25 protein-coding genes are annotated in these 24,020 nt (G+C 72.0%); 8 read left to right on the top strand and 17 right to left on the bottom strand.

Going from position 1 to position 24,020, the window contains the following annotated elements; genetic code table 11:
* Positions 1 to 61: 61 nt before the first annotated feature.
* From G4D85_RS02970 to G4D85_RS03000, 8 genes are all read right to left on the bottom strand, one after another.
* Positions 62 to 865, bottom strand: coding sequence for a heme ABC transporter ATP-binding protein (locus tag G4D85_RS02970; protein WP_164007655.1), 804 nt, complete (start codon positions 863 to 865; stop codon positions 62 to 64).
* Positions 862 to 1,950: a FecCD family ABC transporter permease gene (locus tag G4D85_RS02975; RefSeq protein WP_164007658.1), complete on the bottom strand. Its 1,089-nt coding sequence runs from the start codon at positions 1,948 to 1,950 to the stop codon at positions 862 to 864. The genes G4D85_RS02970 and G4D85_RS02975 overlap by 4 nt, the downstream gene beginning before the upstream one ends.
* The gene (locus tag G4D85_RS02980) at positions 1,947 to 3,041 is read right to left on the bottom strand and encodes a heme/hemin ABC transporter substrate-binding protein (protein ID WP_240359043.1); all 1,095 of its coding nucleotides are present in this window, start codon (positions 3,039 to 3,041) and stop codon (positions 1,947 to 1,949) included. The genes G4D85_RS02975 and G4D85_RS02980 overlap by 4 nt, the downstream gene beginning before the upstream one ends.
* Positions 3,038 to 4,150 carry a hemin-degrading factor gene (locus G4D85_RS02985; RefSeq protein ID WP_164007660.1) on the bottom strand — a complete coding sequence of 371 codons (1,113 nt, stop codon included), beginning with the start codon at positions 4,148 to 4,150 and terminating at the stop codon, positions 3,038 to 3,040. Before G4D85_RS02985 ends, G4D85_RS02980 begins: the two co-directional genes overlap by 4 nt.
* 26 nt (positions 4,151 to 4,176) lie before the next feature.
* Entirely contained in the window at positions 4,177 to 4,878 is a 702-nt protein-coding gene (locus tag G4D85_RS02990) for an HmuY family protein (RefSeq protein WP_164007661.1), read from the bottom strand.
* A gap of 29 nt (positions 4,879 to 4,907) precedes the next feature.
* Entirely contained in the window at positions 4,908 to 6,920 is a 2,013-nt protein-coding gene (locus tag G4D85_RS02995) for a TonB-dependent receptor plug domain-containing protein (protein ID WP_164007663.1), read from the bottom strand.
* Between the two features lie 125 nt (positions 6,921 to 7,045).
* Positions 7,046 to 7,219, bottom strand: coding sequence for a hypothetical protein (locus G4D85_RS48765; protein WP_205525393.1), 174 nt, complete (start codon positions 7,217 to 7,219; stop codon positions 7,046 to 7,048).
* A 110-nt stretch (positions 7,220 to 7,329) separates the two neighbouring features.
* Positions 7,330 to 7,968, bottom strand: coding sequence for a hypothetical protein (locus G4D85_RS03000; protein ID WP_164007665.1), 639 nt, complete (start codon positions 7,966 to 7,968; stop codon positions 7,330 to 7,332).
* Positions 7,969 to 8,023: 55 nt separating this feature from the next.
* On the opposite strand from G4D85_RS03000, the gene G4D85_RS03005 reads away from it, so the two are divergent.
* Together G4D85_RS03005 and aat are read left to right on the top strand one after the other, a co-directional pair.
* Positions 8,024 to 8,866 (top strand): LEA/WHy family protein, encoded by an 843-nt coding sequence (locus tag G4D85_RS03005; RefSeq protein WP_164007667.1) that lies wholly within the window; start codon positions 8,024 to 8,026, stop codon positions 8,864 to 8,866.
* Between the two features lie 12 nt (positions 8,867 to 8,878).
* On the top strand, positions 8,879 to 9,589 hold the full coding sequence (gene aat, locus G4D85_RS03010; protein WP_164007669.1) for a leucyl/phenylalanyl-tRNA--protein transferase: 711 nt from the start codon (positions 8,879 to 8,881) through the stop codon (positions 9,587 to 9,589).
* Between the two features lie 51 nt (positions 9,590 to 9,640).
* Here the strand turns inward: aat and G4D85_RS03015 are convergent, their stop codons facing one another.
* The 3 genes from G4D85_RS03015 to G4D85_RS03025 form a co-directional block, all read right to left on the bottom strand.
* Positions 9,641 to 9,943: a hypothetical protein gene (locus G4D85_RS03015; protein ID WP_164007671.1), complete on the bottom strand. Its 303-nt coding sequence runs from the start codon at positions 9,941 to 9,943 to the stop codon at positions 9,641 to 9,643.
* Positions 9,944 to 10,100: 157 nt separating this feature from the next.
* The gene (locus tag G4D85_RS03020) at positions 10,101 to 11,129 is read right to left on the bottom strand and encodes a hypothetical protein (protein WP_240359044.1); all 1,029 of its coding nucleotides are present in this window, start codon (positions 11,127 to 11,129) and stop codon (positions 10,101 to 10,103) included.
* Between the two features lie 45 nt (positions 11,130 to 11,174).
* Positions 11,175 to 11,948 carry a hypothetical protein gene (locus tag G4D85_RS03025; RefSeq protein ID WP_164007673.1) on the bottom strand — a complete coding sequence of 258 codons (774 nt, stop codon included), beginning with the start codon at positions 11,946 to 11,948 and terminating at the stop codon, positions 11,175 to 11,177.
* 54 nt (positions 11,949 to 12,002) lie between these two features.
* On the opposite strand from G4D85_RS03025, the gene G4D85_RS03030 reads away from it, so the two are divergent.
* Positions 12,003 to 13,415 (top strand): hemolysin family protein, encoded by a 1,413-nt coding sequence (locus G4D85_RS03030; RefSeq protein WP_164007675.1) that lies wholly within the window; start codon positions 12,003 to 12,005, stop codon positions 13,413 to 13,415.
* 13 nt (positions 13,416 to 13,428) lie between these two features.
* Here G4D85_RS03030 and G4D85_RS03035 read toward each other — a convergent pair whose 3' ends face one another.
* From G4D85_RS03035 to glgA, 3 genes are read right to left on the bottom strand one after another with little or no spacing between them, the layout of a single operon-like run.
* Positions 13,429 to 13,917, bottom strand: a complete 489-nt coding sequence (locus G4D85_RS03035; RefSeq protein ID WP_164007677.1) for a hypothetical protein — start codon at positions 13,915 to 13,917, stop codon at positions 13,429 to 13,431.
* Entirely contained in the window at positions 13,917 to 14,834 is a 918-nt protein-coding gene (locus G4D85_RS03040) for a serine/threonine protein kinase (RefSeq protein WP_164007679.1), read from the bottom strand. The genes G4D85_RS03035 and G4D85_RS03040 overlap by 1 nt, the downstream gene beginning before the upstream one ends.
* A 35-nt stretch (positions 14,835 to 14,869) precedes the next feature.
* On the bottom strand, positions 14,870 to 16,303 hold the full coding sequence (gene glgA, locus G4D85_RS03045; RefSeq protein WP_164007680.1) for a glycogen synthase GlgA: 1,434 nt from the start codon (positions 16,301 to 16,303) through the stop codon (positions 14,870 to 14,872).
* 42 nt (positions 16,304 to 16,345) lie between these two features.
* Here glgA and pdxH point away from each other — a divergent pair, with 42 nt between their 5' ends.
* On the top strand, positions 16,346 to 16,966 hold the full coding sequence (pdxH, locus tag G4D85_RS03050) for a pyridoxamine 5'-phosphate oxidase (protein ID WP_420821688.1): 621 nt from the start codon (positions 16,346 to 16,348) through the stop codon (positions 16,964 to 16,966).
* Between the two features lie 37 nt (positions 16,967 to 17,003).
* Here pdxH and G4D85_RS03055 read toward each other — a convergent pair whose 3' ends face one another.
* On the bottom strand, positions 17,004 to 17,693 hold the full coding sequence (locus G4D85_RS03055) for an SDR family oxidoreductase (protein ID WP_164009069.1): 690 nt from the start codon (positions 17,691 to 17,693) through the stop codon (positions 17,004 to 17,006).
* A 159-nt stretch (positions 17,694 to 17,852) separates the two neighbouring features.
* Here G4D85_RS03055 and hemG point away from each other — a divergent pair, with 159 nt between their 5' ends.
* From hemG to G4D85_RS03070, 4 genes are all read left to right on the top strand, one after another.
* Positions 17,853 to 19,244, top strand: a complete 1,392-nt coding sequence (gene hemG / locus G4D85_RS03060; RefSeq protein ID WP_164007684.1) for a protoporphyrinogen oxidase — start codon at positions 17,853 to 17,855, stop codon at positions 19,242 to 19,244.
* Positions 19,245 to 19,366: 122 nt separating this feature from the next.
* On the top strand, positions 19,367 to 19,489 hold the full coding sequence (locus tag G4D85_RS50180; protein ID WP_275900263.1) for a hypothetical protein: 123 nt from the start codon (positions 19,367 to 19,369) through the stop codon (positions 19,487 to 19,489).
* 31 nt (positions 19,490 to 19,520) lie between these two features.
* Positions 19,521 to 20,576 carry a sensor histidine kinase gene (locus G4D85_RS03065; protein WP_164007686.1) on the top strand — a complete coding sequence of 352 codons (1,056 nt, stop codon included), beginning with the start codon at positions 19,521 to 19,523 and terminating at the stop codon, positions 20,574 to 20,576.
* Positions 20,573 to 21,358 carry a LytR/AlgR family response regulator transcription factor gene (locus G4D85_RS03070; RefSeq protein ID WP_164007688.1) on the top strand — a complete coding sequence of 262 codons (786 nt, stop codon included), beginning with the start codon at positions 20,573 to 20,575 and terminating at the stop codon, positions 21,356 to 21,358. Before G4D85_RS03065 ends, G4D85_RS03070 begins: the two co-directional genes overlap by 4 nt.
* Positions 21,359 to 21,592: 234 nt before the next feature.
* Here G4D85_RS03070 and G4D85_RS03075 read toward each other — a convergent pair whose 3' ends face one another.
* On the bottom strand, positions 21,593 to 22,342 hold the full coding sequence (locus G4D85_RS03075; protein WP_240359045.1) for a TolB family protein: 750 nt from the start codon (positions 22,340 to 22,342) through the stop codon (positions 21,593 to 21,595).
* 204 nt (positions 22,343 to 22,546) lie between these two features.
* Positions 22,547 to 23,968, bottom strand: coding sequence for a hypothetical protein (locus tag G4D85_RS03080; RefSeq protein WP_164007691.1), 1,422 nt, complete (start codon positions 23,966 to 23,968; stop codon positions 22,547 to 22,549).
* Positions 23,969 to 24,020 lie beyond the last annotated feature (52 nt).

The following is a 24,020-nucleotide window of genomic DNA, read 5'->3' on the forward strand; positions in this document are numbered from 1 at the left end:
AACACCCACCCTGGAGGGGTAGAGAGCGTTCGGGCACCGTCCCGCGAAGCAACCTCGCGGCTCAGCGCGGAGGGGAAGCCCGTCCCGACGGGAGGACCCAGGGCCCGGACACTCCCGGCCACTCGGCGATGACCACGTCGAGGCCGAAGGTGTCGGCGATGAGCTCCGGCCGGAGCACCTGGGCGGGAGGCCCCTCTTCCACCAGCCGCCCCCCGGCCAGCAGCACCAGCCGGTGCGCGTGGCGCGCGGCAAGGTTCAAATCATGCAGCACGGCGAGCACGGCGCCACCCTCGCGCGCGAATCGCCCCGCCGCCTCGAGCACGAGGTGCTGGTGGGCGAGGTCCAGGCTCGCGGTGGGCTCGTCGAGCAGGAGGTAGCGGTGCCCCTGCTCCAGCGGCGCTGAGAGCTGGGCCAGCACGCGCGCGAGCTGCACCCGCTGCTTCTCTCCCCCCGACAGCGTGGGGTACGGCCGCGAGGCCAGGTGCCGCATGTCGGTGGCGTCCAGCGCCGCCAGGGCCGCGTCCAGGTCCGCACCCTGCGAGCCCCGGCCGGTGTGCGGGCTGCGCCCGAGGAGCGCCACCTCCAGGACCGTGAAGCCGAAGCCCAGGGAGGACTCCTGGGGCAGCACGGCGAGCCTGCGGGCCCGCTCGCGGGGTTGCCAGCGCTCCAGCGGAAGTCCCTCCAGCAGCACCTCCCCGGCCGCGAGGCGAAGCTCTCCCGCGAGCGCCGACAGGAGCGTGGACTTGCCCGCGCCATTGGGCCCCACGACAGCCACCACCTCTCCGGGCTGAAGCACGAGGTCGATGGGACCAATCGTCCTGCCCCGGCCGCGCCAGACCTCCACACCGCTCGCAGTCAGGCTCATGTGACGCCCCTGCGAGCCAGCAGGCCGATGAAGACGGGAACGCCCAGCACCGACGTCAGCGCGCCGACGGGCAGCTCGGCGGGAGCCGCGGCGGTCCGGGCCAGCAGGTCCGCGGCCACGAGCAGCGCGGCGCCGAGCAGCGCGGAGGCACCTAGCAGCCGCCGGTGGTCCGGCCCCATCGCGAGGCGCAGCAGCGCGGGCACCAGCAGCCCCACGAAGCCGATGATGCCCGTGGCGGACACGGCGGCGCCCACGCCCAGGGCCGCGGCGAGGACGAGCCGGCGCTTGAGCCGCTCCACGTCCACCCCCAGGTGCCAGGCCTCGCGCTCGCCCAGCAGCAGCAGGTTGAGGGAGCGGGCCTCGCGCAGCAGCAGCACCAGCGCCACGCACAGCGGCACCGCGGCGGCCCCCACCACGTCCCAGGACGCGCCGCCCAGGCTGCCCCAGCTCCAGAAGGTGATGGAGCGCAGCTGCGCATCCGTGGCCACCTGGGTGAGCAGGCCGATGCCCGCGCTCGCGCCCGCGCTCACCGCCACTCCCGCGAGGAGGATGCGCGCCGTCTCCGTGCGCCCGTCTCCCCGGCCCAGCCGTTGGGCCAGCAGCGTGGCGCCCAGTGCGCCCACGAAGGCCGCGCACGGCACGGCCAGCACTCGCAGCGACCCCAGCCTCGCGCTCAGGGCCACGTCCAGGACGATGGCCGACACCGCGCCCAGGGCCGCGCCGCTGGAGGTGCCCAGCAGCCCGGGCTCCACCAGGGGGTTGCGAAACAGCGCCTGGAGCGCGGCGCCGCATGTGGCCAGCACCGCCCCCACCAGCACGCCGAGCACCACGCGCGGCAGCCGGATGGAGAGGAGCACCGCCTCCTGCGCGGGCGCGAGCTGGCGCCCGGTCTCCAGGCCCAGGGCCTCGAGGACACCGCCCAACAGCGCCACGGGCGGCACGTGCACCGCGCCCACGGCCAGCGAGGCCAGCGCCACGCCCACGAGCAACAATCCCAGGGGCATCCACGGGCGCGGCGCCGGAGGCTGCACCTCGCCCCGCCCCGGATACGCGGCGGAGACGGGAGCGATGCCCGACGCGCTCATCGCATGCTCCCAGCGGCGGGCAGGCCCAGTCCATCCTGCAGCCGCCCCACCGCCCTGCCCAGCGAGGGCCCCAGCGACATGAAGTGGACGTCCTCCACGGTAACGATCCGCCAACCCTTCACCTGGGACAGCCCCGGCACGCGTCCCAGTCCCTCCGCGCCGCCCAGGGACGTGGCCGAGCTGGCGGGGAGCAGGATGATGTCGGGCGCGGCCTCGACCACGGCCTCCGCGGTGAGCGGCTTGTGGCCGGTGAAGCGGGAGACGGCATTCACGCCGCCCGCGAGTTGGATGAGCACGTCGGACGCCGTCTCCGTGCCCGCGACCATGAGCGTCCCCGCGCCCCGCGCGTAGAGCGCCAGGACGCGCGGCCGCTTCCCCTCCTTCATCGCGGCCACGCGCGTCGAGGCGCGCTCCAGGTCCTTCTCCAGCTCCGCGAGGAGCTCCGTGCCCTTCTGTTCCCTGCCGAGCCGCGCGGCCACCGTCCGGATGCGCTGGCGCGCCGCCTCCACCGTGGGCGCGTTGGAAAGCATCACCACCTCCACGCCGGAGGACCTCAGCTGCGCCAGCACGCCCGGCGGGCCCGCCTCCTCGGACGCCAGCAACTGGGAGGCCCCCGCCGCCAGCACGGCCTCCGCGGAGAGGGCGCGCTGGTAGCCCACCTTGGGTGCACAGGCCGCGGCCTCGAGCGCGAGGCTGGTGTCATCCACGCCGACCACCTGCGCTCCCGCGCCCAGGGCGAAGACAGTCTCCGTGACGGCCGGGCCCACGGTGACCAGCCGGGGCGCGGCGTCGGGGGCCTTCGCTGGCGCCGCGTCGGGGCCCTTCGCTGGCGCCGCGTTGAGGCCCTTTGCTGGCGCCGCGTTGGGGGCCTTCGCTGGCGCGGCGTTGGGGCCCTTTGCTGGCGCCGCGTCGGAGGCCTTCGCTGGCGCTGCGTCGGGAGCCTTCGCTGGCGCCGCGGTTGCTGCCTGGGCATGCACGGAAGACGCATTCCCTCCGCCCATCCGAGGCGGCGGAACGGCGCCTACCGCGCGCGCACCGGTCAGCCCCACCAGCACGGCGAGGAACCCGGACACCCTCCGCATGCGGCTCATGGCTGCGCCTCCGGCACGGAAAGCGCTTCGGTCAGCTCCCGCATCAGCGTCTGCCATGCGGGCAGCTCGGGGTGCCCCGGCTTCCGCTGCCCGAAGACGAGCGCGATGTTCTCTCCCGCCGCGTCGAACAACTCCAACGAGGTGACGACCCCGTCGCGAGTGGTCTTGCGGACGACCCAGGCGGCCTGGATGTTGTCCGCGCGCACGTGCAGGTTGAAGCCCGGGTCCAGCACGTTCAGCCAGGGCCCCGTCGGGCGCACCGTGCGCACCGGCCCGGTGTGAATCTGGATGACGCCCGGGTTGCCGACGAACACCATGATGGACAGCCCCGAGGCGGCGACCCGCTCCAGCACCCACGCGAGGGACTCCGGCGCCACGGGCGTGGCCAGCTCCCGCCCTACCAGCCGCAGCGCCTGCGTCCGCGCCACCCCCAGACGCTGGAGCAGCGGGAAGAAGTCATGCGTGTCCTTCAGGGCCAGCCAGCCCGCGCGGAGGCCCTCCACGTCCACCTCGCCATCCGGACGCGGCGGAGCCACCGGACTGGCCCGCTCCACTGGCAGGAGCTGAACCTGGTCGACATGACGCAGCTCCTCCACCAGCGCGTCGAACGCCGCCGCGCCGCCTGGGTCCTCCAGGAAGACCTTGTGGACGGCCGTGCCCGTCGCGTCGAAGAACTGGAGGCTGCGCCGGAGGCCATCCGCCAGGTGCTCGCGCAGCGCGAAGCCGAAGCGCCAGCGCGACAGGAAGAGGCGCAGGTCGATGTCCTCGTCCAGCACCAGCGCCCTGAGCCCGTGCAGCTCCACGTTGCGCCAGGTGCCCCGCTTCTCATGGACCGCGTGGGCGTTGCGCGTGAGCGACATCACACGCCCCAGCGACTCCAGCCGGGGCAGGAGCACGTCGAAGCGCAGGTCGAGGCGGACGGCGTCCTCCCCCACCCCCGTGGCGAGAAGCTGCGCCTCGCTCACGCCGAGCTGGTCCGCGGCATCGCGGGCCCTCGTGCGCGGCTGGGACTGGCGCAGCGCCTGCCAGCGCTGGCGCAGGAGCGCGGGCTCGGAAGCCAGCGCGGAAGCGGACTCGGAAGCCGGCTCGGAAACGGAAGACTGTTGCATGAAGGGAACCTCGGCGACGGGACGCATCAGAGGGAGCCGGGGCCCGCGTGGACGTGCCCACCCGAGACGGGGCCAGGCACCTTCGCCCAGCGCAGCTTCAGCATCGCGGGCGTGCCCGCGTCGTCGTAGTACGCGAGCATCTCCACCTTGAAGTAGGCGCCAGCGTCCGAGCGCACCACGTAGACGTTCGGACGCGGGGTGAGCTTGTGCGTCGTCACGTCATAGGCGTACCAGCCGTCCCCTGCCTGGAAGACGGTGTCCGGGTCCTCGCCCATGTCGGCGCCATCCGCGGCGTCGGTGGCGTAGCCGCTCGCGGGCGCCTGCGTCACCTGCGCGAAGCCCTGGCCGGCGAGCACCGCCACCTCCACCCCGCCGGTGCCACTCACTCCGCCGCGCGAGCGGATGCCGAAGCGCTGGAAGGACAAATCCCAGACGGTGTCCTCCGCCGCGCTCGACTGCTTGCCCAGGTCCAGGTCCAGGCCAATCCACTCCGTCTTGCTCGTCGCATCCACGGTGGTGGTGAACGAGCCATCACGGTTGTCCTGGTGGCGCACGTGGGTGCCGTTCTCCGGCCCCGAGCCACTCGGAGTCTCCTCCTGGGGGTCGGGGTCCACCTGCTCGTCACCGGGCGTGGGCTCGAGGTCGTCACCGCACGCGGTCAGCAGCCCCGCCAGCAGCAGGGCGGCGGTACGGAGGGAAGCGCGGGAACGCGGGGAGAAGCGAGACATGAGGGCTCCTTCAGGTAGGGGTTGGGACATCACAGCCGGGCGGAGAGCCCGGCCTGGAAGGTGCGGGGAGGAATGGGCAGGTCCGTGGGGTTGCCGGCGTCCGCGAGGTTGGTGCCCAGCACGAAGAGCTGGAGTTCTTCGCGCAGCCGCCAGCCCACCCGGGCATCCACGGTGACGTAGGAACGGGCGTTATAGGGCTCCACCACTCCGTCGCCGTCCGCGTCCGGGTAGAAGGGCCGTGGGCCCACGAGCGCGCCACGCGCCCAGGCCTCCACACCCGACTCCCGGTGACGCCAGGACGCCTGCGCCGTGAGCCGGTGGCGGGCCTGTCCTTCCAGCGCGCGCCCCGTGGACTCGGAGCGGCCATCCGTCAGGGTGTAGCCCAGCTCCGCGGTGATGCGGCCCGGCAGGCGCTGGCGCACGCCCAGCTCGCCGCCGCGAAGGGTGGCCCTCTCCACGTTGACGTAGGTGAAGAGCGACGCCTCTCCGCCCTGCTGGAGCGACACGCCGATCATGTCCCGCAGCGTGTGCTGGAAGGCGCCCACCCAGAGCAGCGACTCGCTGGCGGGCCGCGCTTCCGCGGACAGGTTCAGGCTGCGCGAGCGCTCCGGCCGGAGGTCCGGGTTGCCACGCACGGCGTAGCCGACGGAGGGGTTCTCGAAGTCGAGCAGCAGCTCCTGGAAGCCCGGAGCGCGATAGCCCCAGCCGTAGCCACCGCGCAGCGTGAGCCAGGACAGCGGGTCCACGCGGAGCGCCAGCCGGGGCGTGACGGCCGAGCCGAACTGCGAATCCGTGTCCACGCGCGCACCGGGGACGAGCACCAGCCCCGGGCGGGCCAGCACCGTCCAGCTGTCCTGCGCGTACACGGAGCCGCGAGCCCGCCGTCCGCGCCCCGTCTCCAGCCGGTCCGACGACAGCCACTCGCCAAGCAGCTCCGCGCCCACCACCATCACGTGACTCGCTCCGGGCCGGGCGTCGAGCTGCGCTCCGAGCCGCCCCTGCTGCTCGCGGGTGTCCTCCACCGTGTCCAGCGCGGACGAGCGCCGCTGGTCCCGCAGGTAGCGGCGGTTGAACCACGCATACGCGCCGTCCGCGCGCAGCGTCACGTCCCGGCCCAGGGTCCACGAGGGCGCCAGCCGCGCGGAGACGGAGTCATCCCGGCTCGCGCGGTCGAAGATGGCGCCCGCCACGCCCAGGTCCACGCCCCGCTGCGTGCGCCGCGAGTAGGACGCGTTCCCCTCCAGCGCGTGGCCGCTCGCGGCGCGCAGGTCTCCCTTCGCGGAGACGTCGAAGCCCTCCAGGCTGCTGCCCGTGGTGCCCAGGTCCGCCGGCTCCAGGTCATACGAATCCGCCCGCTGCAGGCCACCACTGAGCCGCACGCCCCAGCCCTCGCCCCGCGCCTCCCCCGTGCCATCCAGCTCCAGCCGGCGCAGGCTTCCGTAGGAGGCCCGCAGCTCACCGCCCAGGGGCCGCCGTGCCCGCCGGGTGATGAGGTTCACCACCCCGGCCACCGCGTCGCTGCCATAGAGCGCCGAGGACGGCCCCTTGACGATTTCCACCTGCTCGACGTCCTCGAGCGACAAGCGGGACAGGTCCACGCCTCCGGCCATCCGCCCGGCGACGCGCTCGCCATCCACCAGCACCAGCACGTACTCGGACCCGAGCCCCTGCACCTGGAGCGTGGCCCCCGAGAAGGAGTGCACCACCTCCAGGCCCGGGTGCGCCGCGAGCAGCTCCGCCGCGTTGCGCGCCCCGCTCGCCAGGATGTCGGCGCGGGTGATGACCTCCGTGGCCACCGGCGTCTCGCCGAGCCGCTCCGCCGTGCGCGACGCCGTCACCACCGTCCGTGGCACAGCGGGGTCGTCCACCTCGGAGTCGACCAAGGGCGCAGGCGCAGCCACCTCGATGCCGGCCTCGGGCACAGGTGCACCCGCCTCGGCCGCAGGCGCGTCCACGCCAGCGTCGGCGGCCGACGGGGCCTCGCCCCACGCCACCGGCGGCAGGGCACACGCCAGGATGAGAAGACACCCGCGCCAGGACATACCGCGTCCTCCGGCTCAAGGCCGGTGGGCCTCCCGTGGGAGGCCCTGTGGGGCGCTGGGCTCAAGGCCTCGGGCCGCAGGAAAGACACCACTCCGGGCCCGCGAGGCCCGCTGACTTCACGCGCTCAGCGACCTTCGTCCTGCCCGTCCTCCGCCCCGCCCTGCAGCGGCACCACGCGCGTGCGGCGGCACCGCCGGCACTTCAGCTCCACGCCCCCGGGCACCAGCCGCGCCAGGAGGCTGCCGCACAGGCACCGCACCTCCCCGTCCCCGCCCTCTGGCTGACATTCCTCGCGCATCCCGGCTCCGTAGCTCGAAACGGCAGGGACGATATTGATACTGATTATCAGAGTCAACCATCAACCAATACGAGGCCCCAGAAGGACGGGCGAAGCGGAGGGGGTGTTGGTCAGTGCACCTTGACGCGCGCCGACGCCTCGCGCGCGGCGCGGGGCTTGGGCGTCACCATGCGGGCGATACCGTAATAGAGCTGGTCCTCGGTGTAGACCTTGCGCACGCGGCGGTGGGTGCCGGGGACGTAGGCGGGGCCGGGGCGCTCCAGCCACTGGAGGACGCGCACCTCGCCGGTGTGGGCCAGGGCGCCCAGCAATTCCGGCGGACACAGCTTGAGGTAGCGGCGCACCAGCGGCTTCAGCTTGCGGGAGAACGCCTTGCCCAGCACCGCGTGCCGCCGGCCGGAGTGCAGCGTCCCGTCGAAGCGGCGCGACAGGTGGAAGAGCTCGTGCAGCACCGTCTCCACCCGGGCCTGGGCGCTGGAGCCCCGGAAGAAGAGGGGCCGCAGGGTGATGCAGTAGAGCATCCGCTTGCCCCGGATGCGGATGACGGGCTTGCGGCGGCCAGTGCGGTCCATGCTCTTGCCGCCCCGGAAGCACAGTGGCTTCACGGTGCCTCGCGAGGCCCGGCGCGCCTCGCCGGCCACCAGCAGGATGCGGCCCGGCTTCACATGGCCGAACTCCGGCATCTTCGCCGCGATGTCCCGGATGAGGGAGCGGAGCGTCTTGTTGAAGTTGGGGCGGCGTCGGGCCACGAGTGGTGGACAGTCTAGCGGAAAAAACCTTGGGTCAGCCCGGGGGCTGGTCACAATGTCTAACGTGATGCGCTCGACTCCGCCCCTCTTCCGCCTGGTAGCCCTGCTCACCCTTGGCCTGGGGTGTGCCTCGGCACCCACGAAGCCCACCAGCCCCGCCGTCCTCACTGCCCAGGAGACCACCGTGCTCTCCCAGGCCCTCACCGAGGCCGCCGTCCGCTACCGCGCCCAGGTGGCCAGTCCCGGCCCGGCCGTGGTGGAGCGGGCGGACTACGAGCTCGTCTCCAACGGAGAGGTGGTGAAGACGGGCTCCGCGAAGCTGGACGTCCGGCTGGAGCCGGGCATCCCCGCGGACATCACCTTCGAGGAGCGCGCACCCTACGTGAAGAACGCGGAGGACCTCGCCCGGCTGAGCGCCCAGGGGGGCACGCTGCTGCTCGCGCTCCGGGGGACGCTGGTGGTGCGCTCGGGAGAGCAGGAGGAGAAGCTCCCCTTCGCGGCCAGCCGCGCGGCCCGCGTGCCCCGCCTGCCCACGGTGGTGGTGGAGGAATTGGACGGAGCGCGCTACTCCCCCGAGGAGGTCCAGCTCAACGTGCGCCTGGGTGTGCGCAACCCCAACCCCTTCCCGCTGAAGCTGGAGGGGCTGACCTTCCAGGTCGCCGTGGCCGGGAAGACGCTGGAGAGCGGGACGGTGGCGCAGGCGGACAGCGTGGCCGCGTCCGCCACGGGGGTGTACCCGGTGGAGGTGGCGGTGACGAAGGACACCTGGGGCCCGGACGTGAAGGCGCTCATCTCCAAGGGCGTGCTGCCCTACGGGGTGACGGGCGAGCTGACCGGCCCGCTGCTGCGCGTGCCCTACTCGCTGACGGGAGAGGTGAAGCTGAACGTGTCCCGGTAGAATGTCGCGCGCGTGCCCATCTACCTGCTGAGCGACGAGCACCCGGAGCTGTTCCCTCCCCCGGAGCGAGCCGACAAGAGCGGCGTCATCGCGGTGGGAGGAGACCTGCGGCCGGAGCGGCTGCTGACCGCGTACTCGCGCGGCATCTTCCCCTGGTACAGCCCGGGGGACCCCATTCTCTGGCACTCGCCGGACCCGCGCTTCGTGCTGGAGCCCGAGCGGCTCCACGTGGGCCGCTCGCTGCGCAAGACGATGGCGCGAGGCACCTACGAGGTGCGCTACGACACGGCCTTCGCGCGCGTCATCGAGGAGTGCAGCCGCGTGCCGCGTCCCGGCCAGGATGGCACGTGGATTACGGACGAGATGCTCCAGGCCTACGTCACGCTGCACGAGCTGGGCTTCGCGCACTCGGTGGAGACGTGGGCGGAGGGTGAGCTGAAGGGCGGCCTGTACGGCGTGTCGCTGGGCGCGGCCTTCTTCGGGGAGAGCATGTTCGCCCTCGCGCCGGACGCGTCGAAGGTGGCCTTCGTCGCGTCGGTGGAGCGCCTCAAGGCGTGGGGCTTCCAGCTCATCGACTGCCAGGTGGAGACCGAGCACCTCGCGCGCTTCGGCGCGGAGCAATGGTCGCGAAAGCGCTTCCTCGCTGCGCTCGCCCGCGCGCTGAAGGAGCCCACGCGGCGCGGGAAGTGGACGGACACGACGGACGCGACGCCGGTGGGTTGAGCCGTCCTCCGGCGCCAGCGGGAGCAGCCGAAGGAGCTGGAGCGAGCCCGGTCAGTGCCCGGACGCGGCGGACGCGGTGATTTCCTCGGACATCTGCCAGGTGAAGGCGAAGGGAAGCTTGCAGCGTCCCGGAGCGGCCGACGTGTCCAGGGGCTTGCGTGCCTGGGCTGCCCGCCAGCCGAGCACCCCCAGGGACGCGAGGCCCAGGAGCGTGGGGACGACGGCGAGCGCACGCAGGCGTCGCGACCAGGGCGCGCCAAGGCCGCAGGACGTCACCGCCAGCAGGACGGGAATGGCACGGGGACTCGAACCGAGCCAGGAACGCAGCTTCACGGGGAGGGAGGGGGGGCTCATGGCCTTCAAGGGTAGGGCGCGCGCTCGCCCACGGCGTTCCCTCCCCGGCGGCCTGCTCGTTGGCCATACCGGGGAGCGGGGGCTCCCCCTCAACGGCATCCTCTTCTGGGGCTTCGGGCAGGAGCACCTCTGCCCATGACGCCCCGCCCACCGTGCCTCAGAGCTTCTTGCACGGAGACAGCGTGCGCTTCGCCGTCGCCAGGTCCTCTTCCGAGGGGCTGCCGTAGCGTATGGACTTCGGCGCGGCCTTGGGCTTCATCACATCGTGCACGTGCAACACGCCCAGGTGGCGGCTGAGCACGGTGCGCAGGCCGGTGCTGTCGTACAGCGCTCCAAGGAACGCGCCGCCGGACTTCAGCGGGCTCGGCGCCAGCGCTCCGGGCGCACGCAGCAGCAGGATGGAGAAGTCCTCCGTGGCCCAGTCGCACGGGTTCTTCTTCCCCTTGCGCTCCAGCCACGACACCGTGAGGTCATACACCGCGCTGTCATCGTCCCAGCGGCTGCCGAAGCTCTCCCACAGCCGCACGCACTCGGGCTCCTCGCATTCGCGGGTGGGGATGAAGTCCATCATCGACAGCGGCAGCCCCACGCCGGCCCGGCCCGTGTCGTTGTCGTCGGCGCGGCGCAGCTTGCACCCGTTGGGCGCGTCCTTCTGGCGCACCGCCACCGGCGTGCCGGGCAGGCGGCCCGGCGGCAGCAAATCGCAGCCCACCTCCAGCTCCGCCATGAGGTACGTCTTGCGGTCCTCGTCCGTGCCCATGCGCACCGCCCACCACGTCGTGGGCACCGCGCGGCACGGCGCCGCGTCCGCCTTGCCGAAGACCCACAGCGGCACGCTCGGGTCCGGCGCGCCCAGTCGGCGCACGTCCTCCGGCGGCACCGGCTTCACGCCCGCGCGTCCGGCCTCGACGCCCTTGAAGAAGGAGTCCTTCGACTCCGGGATGACGGCCTGATGCACCAGCCACCCCGAGCCGGACAGCCCCACCGCCGTACGCGAGGTGAAGGGCACCACGTCCGGCTTCACCGGGCAGCCGCGCTCCGCCTCCTCGAGGGAAATCACCTGGGCCTCGCCATCATCCTGCGCGAGCGCTCCCAGGGGCATCAGTAGCGACAGGCCCAGCACCAGCACCTTCGAAGTCCGCCTCACCGCGCACATCATCAGGCTCCTCCACTCGAAGAGGCCCACGTCATACCTCAAGACGCCCACGTGCGAGCAGCGCGGGCGCGCATGTCAGCGCTTGCGGCTCTTCTTCGACGGAGGAGGCAGCACCTCCACCGGAATCGGCGCCTCCGGCTTCACCTCCGGGCCCGCGTCCGGCGCGGCCGGAGGGGCCTCGGGGGCCTTCACCTCCACCCGGTCCTCCAGGGGCACCCGGCCCACGGAACGGCGGAACAGCTCCCACAGCGCGCGGTGGTGCGCCTCCGGCGTGGCGGCACCGGACAGGACGACGCCCGCGCCGCTGTAGTGCGCCGTCAGGCCCAGCGGCTGGAGCCCCGCGCCAACCAGGGCGAGCTGCTCCTGGAGGACGGGCACGTCGAAGGTCAGGTCCAGCTCGCGCGCCACGTACGCGTCCGTGCGCAGCAGCTCCAGCAGCGCCGTCCTGCACGCGGCGTTCTTCACGGTGGCGGTCAGGCTCCGCTCCGCGCCCTCCGTGGCCTTCAAATCGGGACACGCCTTGCGCGCGGCGGCCAGCCGGGACGCGACGTCCTCGGGGGGCGGCGTGCCCACCGTGAGGCGCCACACCGCGAAGCGGCCCCCGGCGTACAGGAGGAGGAGCGTCCGGCCCGTCGAGTGCCCGGTGAGCAACAGTTCATTGCTCCCCGGGAGGACCTCGGCGGTGGCCACGGAGGCGTCCTCCACCTCCACCCAGTCCACGGTGGACAACTTGTGGAAGTGCTCCTTCCCGGGCTCCAGGGGGACGGCCAGGTCCACCGGCCAGGCGCCGGCCAGGGCCGGGACGAGGAGGGCCAGGAGTGCTCCAACGGAATACATGCGAGCGGGCATGGGGGCTCCGGCGGGGTGGTACACACCCCTAGCACGGGATAAGAACGTGGCTCTATGCCTACCTGGACCCTCTGGGTCGCCTGCCTGGCGCTGTGCTTCATCCGGGCCATGGTCGCCGCCGCGGAGTCCGCGCTCTACGGCACCTCGGACCTGCGCGCCCAGGATCTGGTGGACACGCAGCCGGGCGCCGCGGCCCGCCGGGTGTACCGGCACAAGACGAACCGCGAGGCCACCGCCACCGCCCTGCGGCTGGGCACCCTCCTGAGCGGCTTCCTCGCCGCCGCCATCGGCGCCTTCGTCCCCCCTCGCATGCTGGACATGACCCAGTATGGCGAGGCCGCCTGGCTGCCCGTGGCCACCGTGGCCGCCGGCGCCCTCTTCGTCGGCGTGCTGGCCAGCCTCATGGAAGTCACCATGCGCGGCCTCGCCAATGCCAACCCGGAGCGTTGGGCGCTGCGGCTGTCAGGCCTGGTGTCGCTGCTGGTGTTCCTGCTCTACCCGCCCATGCGGCTGACGCTGGGCGTGCTCAACCTCGTGGCCCGCACCTTCGGCCGCACGCTGCGCTTCGAGCCCCCGCCCCCGCCGCTGGAGGAGCTGGAGAAGCTGCTGGCCGCCCAGGCCGCGAAGAACGAGGTGGACAAGAGCGCCCCGCAGCTCATCCGCTCCATCTTCGAGCTGTCCGACAAGCGCTGCCGCGACGTCATGGTGCCCCGCACGGACGTCGTCACGGTGGACATCACCGTCACCACGGACGAGCTGCTGCGGCTGCTGGCCGAGGAGAACCACTCGCGCATCCCCGTCTACCGGGACGACGTGGACCACATCATCGGCGTGCTCCACGCGCGCGACATCATCCCCCTGCTCCAGCACCCGGAGCTCATCGTCCTGCAGGACATCATCCGCCCCGCCCACTTCGTGCCGTGGATGAAGCCCGTGGGCGACCTGCTCCGGGACATGCAGAAGCGCAAGATTCACATGGCCATGGTCGTCGACGAGTACGGCGGCTTCATGGGAATCGTCACGCTGGAGGACATCCTCCGCGAAATCGTCGGCGACATCGGCGACGAGTTCGAGGTGGAGGAGAAGCAGGTGGAGAAGCTGGCCGACGGCAGCTTCCTGGTGGACGCCGCGCTGGAGGTGGACAGCTTCACCCAGGCGTTCGGCTTCCCCCTGCCCGAGGGCGACTTCGACACGCTGGGCGGCTTCCTCTCCTCGCTCGCCGGCCACCTGCCGGACGTGGGCGAGCGCTTCACCTACAACGGCTGGCAGCTCGTCGTGGCCACCAAGGAAGGGCCGCGCATCGACCGCGTGCGGATGACGCGCCTGAAGGCCGGCTCCGGCAAGGAGGGCAAGGACGGGAAGGACGGGAAGGACGGCCGCGAGCCCCGCGACGGCCCCCCGCGCGACGGCAAGGAGCCCGCCTCCCGCGACACGCGCGTGGAGCCGGCCTCCTCCGCCAAGAACTGAGCGCCCCCGGGCGTCAGTTGCCCTCCGGGCCCTCCAGCGGCGGCACGAAGGCCAGGGGCAGCACGCGCGCGTCCGCGAAGGGCGCGCGCCGCTCCGTCCCGCCGAAGCGCAGCACCACCCCGCCCCGCACCCGCACCTCGCGACGCACCGGCTCCGGGCCTCCGGTGGCGCGCTCGCTGGCCAGCGGGAAGAACACCCGCAGCGGCAGCCGCACCTCCGGCGCCAGCGCCACGGACACCTGCTGCGCGCCCACCGCCACGCGCCGCCCGTCCACCCGCAGCTCGAAGTCCACCGAGGACACGCTGGCCGCGTCCGAGGACGGGTTGCCCACGCTCAGCCCCAAATCCAGCACCCCGGAGCCGTCCGGCCGGAAGTCCACGGCCACGGACTCCACGCGCACCGCCTCGTCATAGGCGCGGGGCTTGAGGGGCACCGCGCCCAGACACCCGGACAGGACGCCGCCACCCACGAGCAGCGCCAGCACCGGGCGCCCCGCGCGCATCAGCCGCCCAGCAGAGGCTGGAGCGCCTCCACCGTCAGGGGCCAGCCCGCGCGGCGGGACAGCGCCTCCAGCGCCTTGATGAACTCCGCGGCCGTCTGGAAGCGCCGCGCCCGGTCCGCGAAGAGCGCCTTGCGCGCCACCTGCACCGCGTAGTCCGGCAGGTCCGGCGCCACCGACGACAGGAGCGGCACCCGCGCATCGCGCACCTTGTGCATCAGCTCCGACTCGTTCTCCCCGGTGTGCAGGCGGCGGCCGGCCCACAACTCCCAGAGGATGACGCCCACCGCGAACAAGTCGCTGCGCGCATCCACCGCCTGGCCCAGCACCTGCTCCGGGCTCATGTACGGCACGGTGCCGCGCAGCGCGCCCGAGTCGCCGCGCATCATCCCCTCCACCTCCGCCACGCCGAAGTCCGTGAGCTTCACGTCGCCGTTGATGCCCAGCAGCACGTTGGCCGGATTCACGTCGCGGTGGACGATGGTGGCGCCGTTCTCCCCCACCTTCGCCCGGTGGATGTAGTCCAGCGCCTTGAGCAGGCACCAGGCGATGTAGCAGGCGGACTCGGGCGGCATGGCCGCGCCGGCCTTGATGAGCAGCTCCTGCATGTAGCCGAGCGTCCGGCCACTGACGAGCTCCTGCACCATGAGGTAGTCCGGCCCTGCCTTGAAGAGGCGGTAGGTGCGGACGATGTGCTGATGGCGCAGACGCACCGTCAGCTTCGCCTCGTCGACGAAGGCCTTCACATAGGCTGTGTCACTGCGGAACGAGGGGTGCAGCCGTTTGATGACGACTTCTTCCGGCTCACCCGGCGAGCGCTGCGTGGTGACCCGGGCACGCGCCTGGTACACCTCCGCCATGCCGCCGACTGCCAACCGGCCGACCACCTCATAACCGCCCAGGTCCGGAGCTTCCGCCACGTCTCAAGCCTACTGCGAATTTCCGCCGGCACCCACTATTCCGCCATGAGGTCGGCGTAGAGGGCCTCGTATTTCCGGGCGGAGGCGTCCCAGGAGAAGTCCTTCTCCATTCCCCTGCGGCGGAATTCCCCCAGCCGGGGCGGGTCCGCGTAGAGGGCCAGGGCCCGGCGGATGGCCGCCAGGAGGGCGGCGGGGTGGAAGGTCTCGAAGAGGATGCCGTTGCCGTCCAGGCCCCCCTCCACCGTGTCCACCAGTCCACCCGTGGCCCGGACGATGGGCACCGTTCCGTAACGAAGTGAATACATCTGGTTCAGCCCGCACGGCTCATAGCGGCTGGGCATGAGGAAGAAGTCCGCCCCCGCCTCCACCTGGTGCGACAGCGCCGGGTCGAAGCCGATGTGGAAGGCCATCTGCTTCGGGTGGCGGGCCTGGAGCGCCTTCAGACCCTCCTCCAGGGGCCCCTCGCCGGTGCCGATGCCCACGAAGCGGATGTCCGCCTGGAGCGCGGTGGGCAGCACGTCCAGCAGCAGGTCCATGCCCTTCTGCCACGCCAGCCGGCTGACGATGGCGAACACCGGCGCATCCCCATCCGGCAGCCCGAAGCGCTTCAGCAGCTCCCGCTTGCACGCGGCCTTGCCCGTAAGGTCGTGCGGGCCGAAGCGGGCCGGCAGGAAGGGGTCCGCCTGGGGGTCCCACTCGTGCGCGTCGATGCCGTTGAGGATGCCGTGCAGCCGGTGCGAGCGGCGGCGCAGCAGGCCGTCCAGCCCGTAGCCCTGCTCCGGCGCCTGGATTTCCCGCGCGTAGGTGGGCGACACGGTGGTGAGCGCGTCGGAGAAGGCGAGGCCGCCCTTGAGGAAGTTGACCTGGTCGTAGAACTCCAGGCCCCCCTCGGCGGTGTACAGCTCCCACGGCAGCCCCAGCTCGCCCATGACGGACTTGGGGAAGTGCCCCTGGTAGGCCAGGTTGTGGATGGTGAAGACGCTCTTCGCGTGGGCCAGCGGGGTGGCGCGGAAGCCACGCTGGAGCGCCACGGGGACGAGCCCCGTCTGCCAGTCGTTGGCGTGGATGATGTCCGGGACGAAGCCCAGCCGCTGCGCGGCCTGGAGCGCGCCCACCGAGAGGTAGCCGAAGCGCCGGGCGTTGTCGCCGAACTCGCCCCACGCGTCGCCGTACAGGCCGTCGCGGTTGCCGTAGAGGAACTCGTTCTCCAGGAAGAGCACCTCCAGGTGTGCGGAGAGGCGCGCGGAGAGGATGGGGCCGGAGGCCTCACCGGCGGGGAAGCGCACCGTCAGCGACTGGCCGGTGGGGGTGAGCCGCGCCGCGTCGCGAAGCTCGCGGTAGCGCGGGGTGACGACCTTCACGTCGTGGCCAAGGGCGGCGAGCGCGGCGGGCAGGGCCCCGGCCACGTCCCCCAGGCCCCCCGTCTTGGAGAACGGGGCCACCTCCGAGGAGATGAAGAGAATCTTCATGGGCCCACATTGACGCGTGGCAGGCGCGAGTCAACCGCGAACGTGCGCCTGGAACGCCCGTCCCTTATGGTGCTCCGCGTGCAGATTCCTCCGGACCCCATCCAGCGTTTCTCCGACGTCTTCGAGCGGGCGAAGAAGGCCATCCCCGTGGACCCCAATGCCATGGTGGTCGCCACCGTCGGCGAAGGCGGGCGCCCCAGCGCGCGCGTGGTGTTGCTGAAGGACTTCGATGCGCGCGGCTTCGTCTTCTTCACCAACTTCGAGAGCCGCAAGGGACGCGAACTGCTGGCGCACCCCTTCGCCGCGCTGTGCTTCCACTGGGCGCCGCTGGAGGAGCAGGTGCGGGTAGAGGGCCGCGTGGAGCGCGTGTCCGACGCCGAGGCGGACGCGTACTTCCACAGCCGGGCGCACGGCAGCCAGGTGGGCGCGTGGGCCAGCCTCCAGAGCCGGCCCCTGCCCTCACGTGACGACCTGGACGCGCGGGTGGCGGAGGTGGAAGCGCGCTACACCGGCGGCGAGGTGCCCCGCCCGCCGCACTGGTCCGGCTTCCGCGTGGTGCCGGACCGCATCGAGTTCTGGCACTCCCGCCCCAGCCGGCTCCATGACCGGCATGTCTACCTGCGCGAGGCTGACGGCTGGCGCACGGAGATGCTGTACCCGTAACACCCGGCCCCGGGCTCCCTCGCCCGGGCCCAGGGGACTACCAGGGGACTTCCTCGCCCTGGTAGTCGAAGAACCGGCCGCTGTGCTCCGGCCCCATGCCGTCGATGACGCGCAGCATGCCGCGCACCGAGTCCACCGCCGGCAGCGTCGCCTGCGGCCCCCCCATGTCCGTCTGCACCCAGCCGGGGTGCAGGAGCACGGTGGTGAGGCCCTCCGCGCGCAAGTCATTGGCCAGGGTGCGCACGCCCATGTTCAGCGCGGCCTTGGACATGCGGTACGCGTAGGCGCCACCCTCCGTGTTGGAGGAGACCGAGCCCATGCGCGAGCTGACGTGGGCCACCTTGCGCACCGCGCCCCGGCGCAGCGCGGGCAGCAGCGCGCTGGTGACGCGCAGGGGGCCCAGCGCGTTGACGGCGAGGGTGCGCGCCAGGTCCGTGTAGTCCACCTCCGTGAAGGCGCACCACAGCCCCGACACACCCGCGTTGTTGATGAGCACGTCCACCGGCGCGGCGCAGACGTCCGCGGCGAACGAGCGGATGCTGGCATCGCTCTCCACGTCGAGCGCGTGGATGCGCAAGCGATTGCCGACCTCCCGTGTCAGCGGCTCCAGCCGGCGCGCGCCCTCGGGCGAGCGCACCCCCGCGTCGACGGTGTCCCCGCGTCGCAAGAGCTGCTGGACGAACTCGAAACCAATACCCCTGCTCGCACCGGTGATGACGTAGCGCATGAGGTGCATTAACGCGCCGAATGGAGTGCGTTGGCAAAATGCGGCTGTTGACGAGTGAGGAGTGCAAGGAGGGAATGCATGGTGGTCGCCGGAAGCCCTGCTCTTCGGGTGAGGCTTGCACGATAGAGCTTCAATGCACTGCTGTCAGAGGAACAACCGATGAAAGTCGCCGTCGTGGGAGGTGGGATTTCCGGACTGGTGGTGGCGCACCGGTTGCGCTCTCGCGGTATGGATTGCGTGCTCCTGGAGTCCTCGTCCCGGCTCGGAGGCGCGGTGGGAACGCGTGCGCGCGACGGGTACCTCGTGGAGCAGGGCCCCAACAGCTTCCTGGACCGCGAGCCGGCCACGCGCGAGCTGGCGGCGACGCTGAAGCTGGAAGGCCGCATCCGCGCGGCGGACCCGGCGGCGAAGCGTCGCTATGTGTACACGCGAGGCCGACTCCGGTCCGTGCCCGCGTCCCCGCCCGCGTTCCTGGGCTCGGACATCCTCCCGCTCGGCGCGAGGCTGCGCGTCATCGGAGAGCTGTTCACCGGCCGTGCCCCCGAAGGCGTGGACGAGTCGCTGGCCGACTTCGGCCGCCGCCACCTGGGGCGCACGGCGACGGAGGTGCTGCTGGACGCGGTGCAGACGGGCATCTACGCCGGCAACGTGGAGCGGCTCAGCGTGGGCGCCACCTTCCCCCCACTGGTGAAGCTGGAGCGCGAGCACCGCAGCCTCATCCTCGGCGCCATCCATGCCCAGAAGGCCCAGAAGGCCCTGCCCGCGGGCACGGGTGTCACGGGAGGCGCGGCCTCGCCGCCGAAGCTGAGCGGGGCGCTGAGCACATTCGAAGGCGGCCTGCAGACGCTCATCGACGCGCTGGCGGCGGCGCTGGGTGACGCGGTGCACGTGGGCGCGACGGTGGAGGGGCTCGCGCGGGTGGACGGCGGCTGGCGGCTCACGGTGAACGAGCACGGGCGGACGGCGGAGCTGACGGCGGAGCACGTGGTGCTCGCGGTGCCGTCGCATGTGGCGGAGCGCCTGCTGCGACCGATGGATGCGCCGCTCGCCACGAAGCTGGCGGAAATCGAGTACGCGCCCATTGCCGTCGTGCACCTGGGCTTCGACGCGGGGACGACGCCCGCTCCGGACGGCTTCGGCTTCCTCGTGCCGTCGGGGGAGAAGCGGCGGCTGCTGGGCGCCATCCACGCGTCCACCACGTTCCCCTTCCGCGTGGAGGGCGGGCGGGTGCTCTACACGTGCATGGTGGGCGGAGCGCGCCAGCCGGAGCTGGTGAAGCTGGACGAGGCGGAGCTGGTGAAGCTGGCCCACGAGGAGCTGAAGGCGCTGGCGGGGGTGACGGCGGCCCCCTCCTTCACGGAGGTCATCCGCTGGCCGCGAGGCATCCCCCAGTACAACGTGGGACACCTGGAGCGCGTGTCCGCCCTCGACGCGGCGCTCCAGCGCTGGCCCGGGCTGCACCTGACGGGCAACGCATATAAAGGAGTGGGCCTCAACGACTGCATCCGCAACGGCGCGCATCTCGCGGAGGCGCTGGCGGCCCGGCCGTAGCCGGAAATAGCCCGGGCGACCGCTCGTTGTCAGGAAGCGACCGCTCGGGCCGGGGGCGTCAGCACAGCCAGGGAAGGCACGTCAGACTGTAAAGGCATGCTTCCCGGAGCCAGGAGCCCCCCATGTTCGCCCTCCCCTCCCCCTTCCTCGTCCTCGCCGCCATCCTCCTCTTCCCCATCGTCCTCGCCGGCAGCCTGGTGCTCGACGTCCTGGAGACCGAGGTGGACCCGGGCCCCGCGCACTGAGCGACGCGGCGGTGTAGGCTTCCGCCGGAGCATGTCGGAGCAGTCGGAAGCCTCCATCGTCCGCGCCACCTTGAGGGCTCTCGTCGAGCCCCGGAGGCTGCTGCCCATCCTCCTGGTGTGCGCGCCGCTGGTCGCCGCCCAGGTGCGCTTCAGCCGCGAGCCGCTCGCCCTCCACCTGGGCATCCTGATGTGCCTGCTCTTCGTGGCGGTGGCCCCGGTGTCCTACCGGGTCCTCTTCCCCGAGGGCCTGGACCTGAGCCACGGCGGCGTCCGCCTGCTGCTCTACGCCACCGCGGGCAGCGGCGTGGTGCTCACCTCCGGCTTCGTCCTGCCGAAGCTGCTGGGCATGGGCCCCACCTTCCTCACCCAGTCCACCAACCTCGCCGTGTGCGGCGCCCTCTTCCTCGTGGGCGGCTGGGGCCTGGGCCGCGACATCGGCTTCGAGGTGAGCCTCACCCGCGAGCGCGCCCGCGCCGCGCGCTTCGCCCTGGAGGCCGAGCAGGCGCAGCTGCTCGCCCTGCGCAGCCACCTGGACCCGCACTTCCTCTTCAACACCCTCAACGCCATCGCCGAGTGGTGCCGCGAGGACGGCGCCGTGGCCGAGGCCGCCGTGCTGAAGCTGTCCACCATGCTCCGCTCCGTGCTCGCCGGCGTGCGCAGCGCCACGTGGCCCCTGGCCCAGGAGCTGGAGCTCATCCGCACCCTCTTCGACCTGCACCTCCTGAGGGACCCGGACCTCTTCCAGCTTGGAATGAACGTTCCTTCCGGCCTGGGCGACGTGCCCGTCCCGCCGCTGGTGCTGCTGCCGCTCGCGGAGAACGCCGTGAAGCACGGCCCCGCCGCAGGCCACCGGGGTCCCCTGTCGCTGGCCATCACCCTGCGCGGCGACGAGGTGGAGGTGGCCATTGAGAACCCCGGCGCCTCCAAGGGCCCTCGCGAGGGCAGCGCCGGCCTGCCCACCGTGGAGCGCCGCCTGACCCTGGCCTATGGCGGCCGGGCCCGCCTCGCGCTCACCAGCACCGACGCCCGCACCCGCGTCACCGTCACCCTGCCCCGCTCGGGCCCCCTCCCAGGAGTCCTCACGTGAGCCCGCCCCTGCGTGTCCTCGTCGCCGATGACGAGCTGCTCGCCCGAAAGCGCCTGTCCCGCCTGCTGGCCGCCTTCCCGGACACGGAGGTGTGTGGCGAGGCCGCGGACGGAGCGGCCGTCCTCGCCGCCGTGCGCGCCGGGGGCGTGGACGTGGTGCTGCTGGACATCCACATGCCTGGACTCAGCGGCCTGGACGCGCTGGCCCTGCTGCCGGAGGGACGCCCGCGCGTCATCCTCTGCACCGCCCACGCCGAGCATGCCGTGGACGCCTTCAACCATGGCGCCGTGGACTACGTCCTCAAGCCCGTGGAGCCCGCGCGCCTGCAGAAGGCCCTGGAGCGCGCCCGCGCGCGCCTGGACGCAGCCCCGAGGGAGGCGCCCGCCGCGGCCGCGGACCGGACCCCGGCCGCCACCGCCGCCGTGCGCGGGCTGGCGCGGCTGCCCATTCCCACGCGCCAGGGCATCGTCCTGGTGGACCCGGACACGATTTCGCACGCGGCGCTGGAGGACGAGCTGGTGACGGTGTTCACCGGGCAGGGCGACTTCCTCACCGACTTCACCCTCAACGAGCTGGCGGAGAAGCTGCCCGCGGAGCGCTTCCACCGCGTCCACCGGCGCGCGCTGCTCAACCTGTCCCACGTCACCCGGCTGGAGCCGCTGGAGACGGGCGGCTACCTGGCGCGCACCGCCCGGGGCCATGCGGTGGAGGTCAGCCGCCAGTCCGCGCGCGAGCTGCGGCGCATGCTCGGCCTGCGCCGGGGCGCCGAGGACGAGGGCTGACACCCGGTGCTTCCCGCTGCCTGACGTCACTGACCCCGCGCGAGGAAGCACCTCGCCACGGGACGTGAAGCCGGCCGCGGCGTGAGAGGGCCTCGATTGCCCCTCCCCACGGGCGCCTGCGCTCCGCTGCTTCCGCGCCGGCCCGCCTGCGGCCACTTCACCTTGCTGCCCTGCTTCACGAACCTGCCCTGCCTCGCGGCACCGGCTCGCGGCCCCGCGTCACTTCCGTGCGACTCAGTCCACGCTCACTTCGACGAAGGTGACCTGGCCGCCATTGTTCTGCGAGAAGACCACGGTGCCCTGCTCGGTCCACCGGGGCGAGTAGCCCTGGCCCAGGCTGTACGACTTCTCCACGTCGAGCTGCCGGTCGAAGTCGATGACGCGCACGTCGCCGTTGGTCAGGCTGGTGGTGCTGTAGACGATGATGCGGCGCTCCGTCGGCGCCCACTGGGCCTCGGTGCTCGAGACGGGGTTGGGGATGTAGCCGGCCGCGTTCCTCACGAGGCCCTCGTTCGTCACCTGCTCCAGGCCGTTGCCGCCCACCCGGACCTTCCACAGCGAGGCCATTCCCGTGCGGCGGGTGGACTGGAACAACAGGTTGCGCCCGTCCGGCGTCCAGATGGGCTCCGCGTCGTCATGGCCGCGCGTCAGCCGCTCGCTCTTGCCCGACTTCGAGTCGAACACGTGCAGCTCCGCGTGCTCCACCGGGTCGCCCGCGTTCCACGTGTCCGGCAGCTTCGCGTACGCCACCTGGCGGCCATCCGGAGACACCATCGGCACGCCGCTGCGCTGCGCCAGCAGGACGTCCTTCCCCTTCTTGTCTACCGTGTACAGTTGCAACGACGTGGTCTGATACACGATGATACGACGCTCGTTGGCGACACCCTCGTCCAGCGACTGGGACTCCGAAGCGTACGGGTCAACGGACGCTGACGCCTCCGCCGCCGGTTCGCCGCACCCGGCCATGACCAGGGAAGAAGCCATCCACAGCGCGAGGGTCCTACGAGAGAAGCGAGCTCGGACTTCGGTTGGATGCATACGGTCCTCTGGGTGGAATTGCCCTATTAGACAAGGCGGGTCTGACATGTCGTCCAGGCCCACGCTCCGGGTCATTTCACGTCAGAAGTCCTAAACAATCCACCCAGTCTTGAATGACACCGGCACCTGGTCAACGCGCCGTGCGCCGGCTCACGGAGACGCGAAGAGCTGGGGAACCCGCGCTGCGTCATCTCCCAGGACTTCAGAGAGGACACGGTAAGCAGGAGTGGGGAGCGTGGTGCCAGCCCGTGCACATCGGGCCGCCTCGTCCAGGCTGAGCATGGGGTTGGCGCAGTAGGACTCGCGCCAGTGCTCCACGAGCTGCTGGGAGAAGCGCCTGCCCAGCTCCTCCACGCGCGCCTCGAGCCAGACCTGGGGCGGCGTGAAGGACACGCGCTGCGGAGTCACGCCCCCGTCATGGAACGTGACGTCATGCTCGTAGCCGTGCTCGGAGAACTGGTCCTGCAGGACGGTGGAGAGGGGCGCGCGTCGCGAGTCGAGCACGCCGGTGGCGGACAGGGCCACGCGGTGGTCCACCGACAGTCGCAGCGCGTGATACTCGAAGGTCCTCGACACATCGCGATACTTGGTGACGGGCACGGTGAAGGTGCGCGTGTACGTCCGCGTCTTGGTGACGGTGCGCGTCTTCTTCTCACCCTTGCTGTCCGTGTACTCCTCCTCCTCGGTGTAGGGCTCCTCGATTGTCTCCGTGCGCTCCTCGTGGTCCGTGTAGGGCACCTGCTCCGTGTAGGGCGCGGTGAGCTCCACGGAGGTGCTGTCGCGCTCGGTGGAGAAGCGTCCGTCGATTGAGAACTCCGGCCGGGCCGTGGCGCCGGTGGAGAACCAGGGCGAGGTCTCGAAGGCCTCCGTCAGGCGCGACCGGAGCCGGTTCAGCTCCGCCTCGCCCAGGCCGGACACGTCGCCCTGGAACCCGGGAGGTCCGAAGAGCTCCGGGGCCGCGGGGGGCCGAGGCGCGTACTCGCTCCAATGGGTGCAGTAGCGGAACACCAGCTCCTTCCAGTGCGGGGTGTCCTCCGAGCTGACGGTCCGCAGCCGCTGGCACGCGTCCTTGCCGCTCTGCAGCACCACGTTCTCCATCTCCCGCTGGATGACGACCATCTCCCGGTGGGCCAGCAGCGGCCGCTTGCGGACCAGGGCCTGCTCCGCCGTCAGCGCCAGTCCCTGCTGGGCCGGAGCGCCGATGAGCGTGCGCAGGTGCTGGTGCGTCCCGCCCATCTCCTCCAGCAGCGAGCTCTCCAGCGCGCCGTTCAGCTTCGAGTTCCACTCGGCCCGGTGGTCGAGGAAGCGCAGGAGGTCCGCCTCCGCGGGCTCGTCCCGTCCCTCCATGCGGTAGCGCCGGGCGTTTCCCAGCAGCTGCTCCAGCGCCCTCCACCGCAGGTCATCCCGGGCGGAGACGAGCTCCGGCTGGTGGGGGCTCTTCTGGACCAGGTCGTCGTAGATGGCGGCGGCCTCGACGAACTGGCCCTTGCGCGCCAGGTCATCGGCGCGGCCGCGCAGGGTGGTGCAGGCACTCAGGAGCAGGAACGGCAACAGACGGAGGAGTCGGACCATGGGCGGCCTGAGGGTTTCGAAGCGGGCGCACTGCCAGCCCGCTGACGCGGCA

The sequence above is a fragment of the Pyxidicoccus trucidator genome (genome assembly GCF_010894435.1).
Taxonomy (GTDB): domain Bacteria; phylum Myxococcota; class Myxococcia; order Myxococcales; family Myxococcaceae; genus Myxococcus; species Myxococcus trucidator.

What these genes read in the sequence shown, in the direction of transcription:
- G4D85_RS02970 (WP_164007655.1), bottom strand. Translation starts at nt 865, where the DNA reads ATGAGCCTGACTGCGAGCGGTGTGGAGGTCTGGCGCGGCCGGGGCAGG.
- G4D85_RS02975 (WP_164007658.1), bottom strand. Translation starts at nt 1,950, where the DNA reads ATGAGCGCGTCGGGCATCGCTCCCGTCTCCGCCGCGTATCCGGGGCGG.
- G4D85_RS02980 (WP_240359043.1), bottom strand. Translation starts at nt 3,041, where the DNA reads ATGAGCCGCATGCGGAGGGTGTCCGGGTTCCTCGCCGTGCTGGTGGGG.
- G4D85_RS02985 (WP_164007660.1), bottom strand. Translation starts at nt 4,150, where the DNA reads ATGCAACAGTCTTCCGTTTCCGAGCCGGCTTCCGAGTCCGCTTCCGCG.
- G4D85_RS02990 (WP_164007661.1), bottom strand. Translation starts at nt 4,878, where the DNA reads ATGTCTCGCTTCTCCCCGCGTTCCCGCGCTTCCCTCCGTACCGCCGCC.
- G4D85_RS02995 (WP_164007663.1), bottom strand. Translation starts at nt 6,920, where the DNA reads ATGTCCTGGCGCGGGTGTCTTCTCATCCTGGCGTGTGCCCTGCCGCCG.
- G4D85_RS48765 (WP_205525393.1), bottom strand. Translation starts at nt 7,219, where the DNA reads ATGCGCGAGGAATGTCAGCCAGAGGGCGGGGACGGGGAGGTGCGGTGC.
- G4D85_RS03005 (WP_164007667.1), top strand. Translation starts at nt 8,024, where the DNA reads ATGTCTAACGTGATGCGCTCGACTCCGCCCCTCTTCCGCCTGGTAGCC.
- G4D85_RS03015 (WP_164007671.1), bottom strand. Translation starts at nt 9,943, where the DNA reads ATGAGCCCCCCCTCCCTCCCCGTGAAGCTGCGTTCCTGGCTCGGTTCG.
- G4D85_RS03025 (WP_164007673.1), bottom strand. Translation starts at nt 11,948, where the DNA reads ATGCCCGCTCGCATGTATTCCGTTGGAGCACTCCTGGCCCTCCTCGTC.
- G4D85_RS03030 (WP_164007675.1), top strand. Translation starts at nt 12,003, where the DNA reads ATGCCTACCTGGACCCTCTGGGTCGCCTGCCTGGCGCTGTGCTTCATC.
- G4D85_RS03035 (WP_164007677.1), bottom strand. Translation starts at nt 13,917, where the DNA reads ATGCGCGCGGGGCGCCCGGTGCTGGCGCTGCTCGTGGGTGGCGGCGTC.
- glgA (WP_164007680.1), bottom strand. Translation starts at nt 16,303, where the DNA reads ATGAAGATTCTCTTCATCTCCTCGGAGGTGGCCCCGTTCTCCAAGACG.
- G4D85_RS03055 (WP_164009069.1), bottom strand. Translation starts at nt 17,693, where the DNA reads ATGCGCTACGTCATCACCGGTGCGAGCAGGGGTATTGGTTTCGAGTTC.
- hemG (WP_164007684.1), top strand. Translation starts at nt 17,853, where the DNA reads ATGAAAGTCGCCGTCGTGGGAGGTGGGATTTCCGGACTGGTGGTGGCG.
- G4D85_RS50180 (WP_275900263.1), top strand. Translation starts at nt 19,367, where the DNA reads ATGTTCGCCCTCCCCTCCCCCTTCCTCGTCCTCGCCGCCATCCTCCTC.
- G4D85_RS03065 (WP_164007686.1), top strand. Translation starts at nt 19,521, where the DNA reads ATGTCGGAGCAGTCGGAAGCCTCCATCGTCCGCGCCACCTTGAGGGCT.
- G4D85_RS03075 (WP_240359045.1), bottom strand. Translation starts at nt 22,342, where the DNA reads ATGGCTTCTTCCCTGGTCATGGCCGGGTGCGGCGAACCGGCGGCGGAG.
- G4D85_RS03080 (WP_164007691.1), bottom strand. Translation starts at nt 23,968, where the DNA reads ATGGTCCGACTCCTCCGTCTGTTGCCGTTCCTGCTCCTGAGTGCCTGC.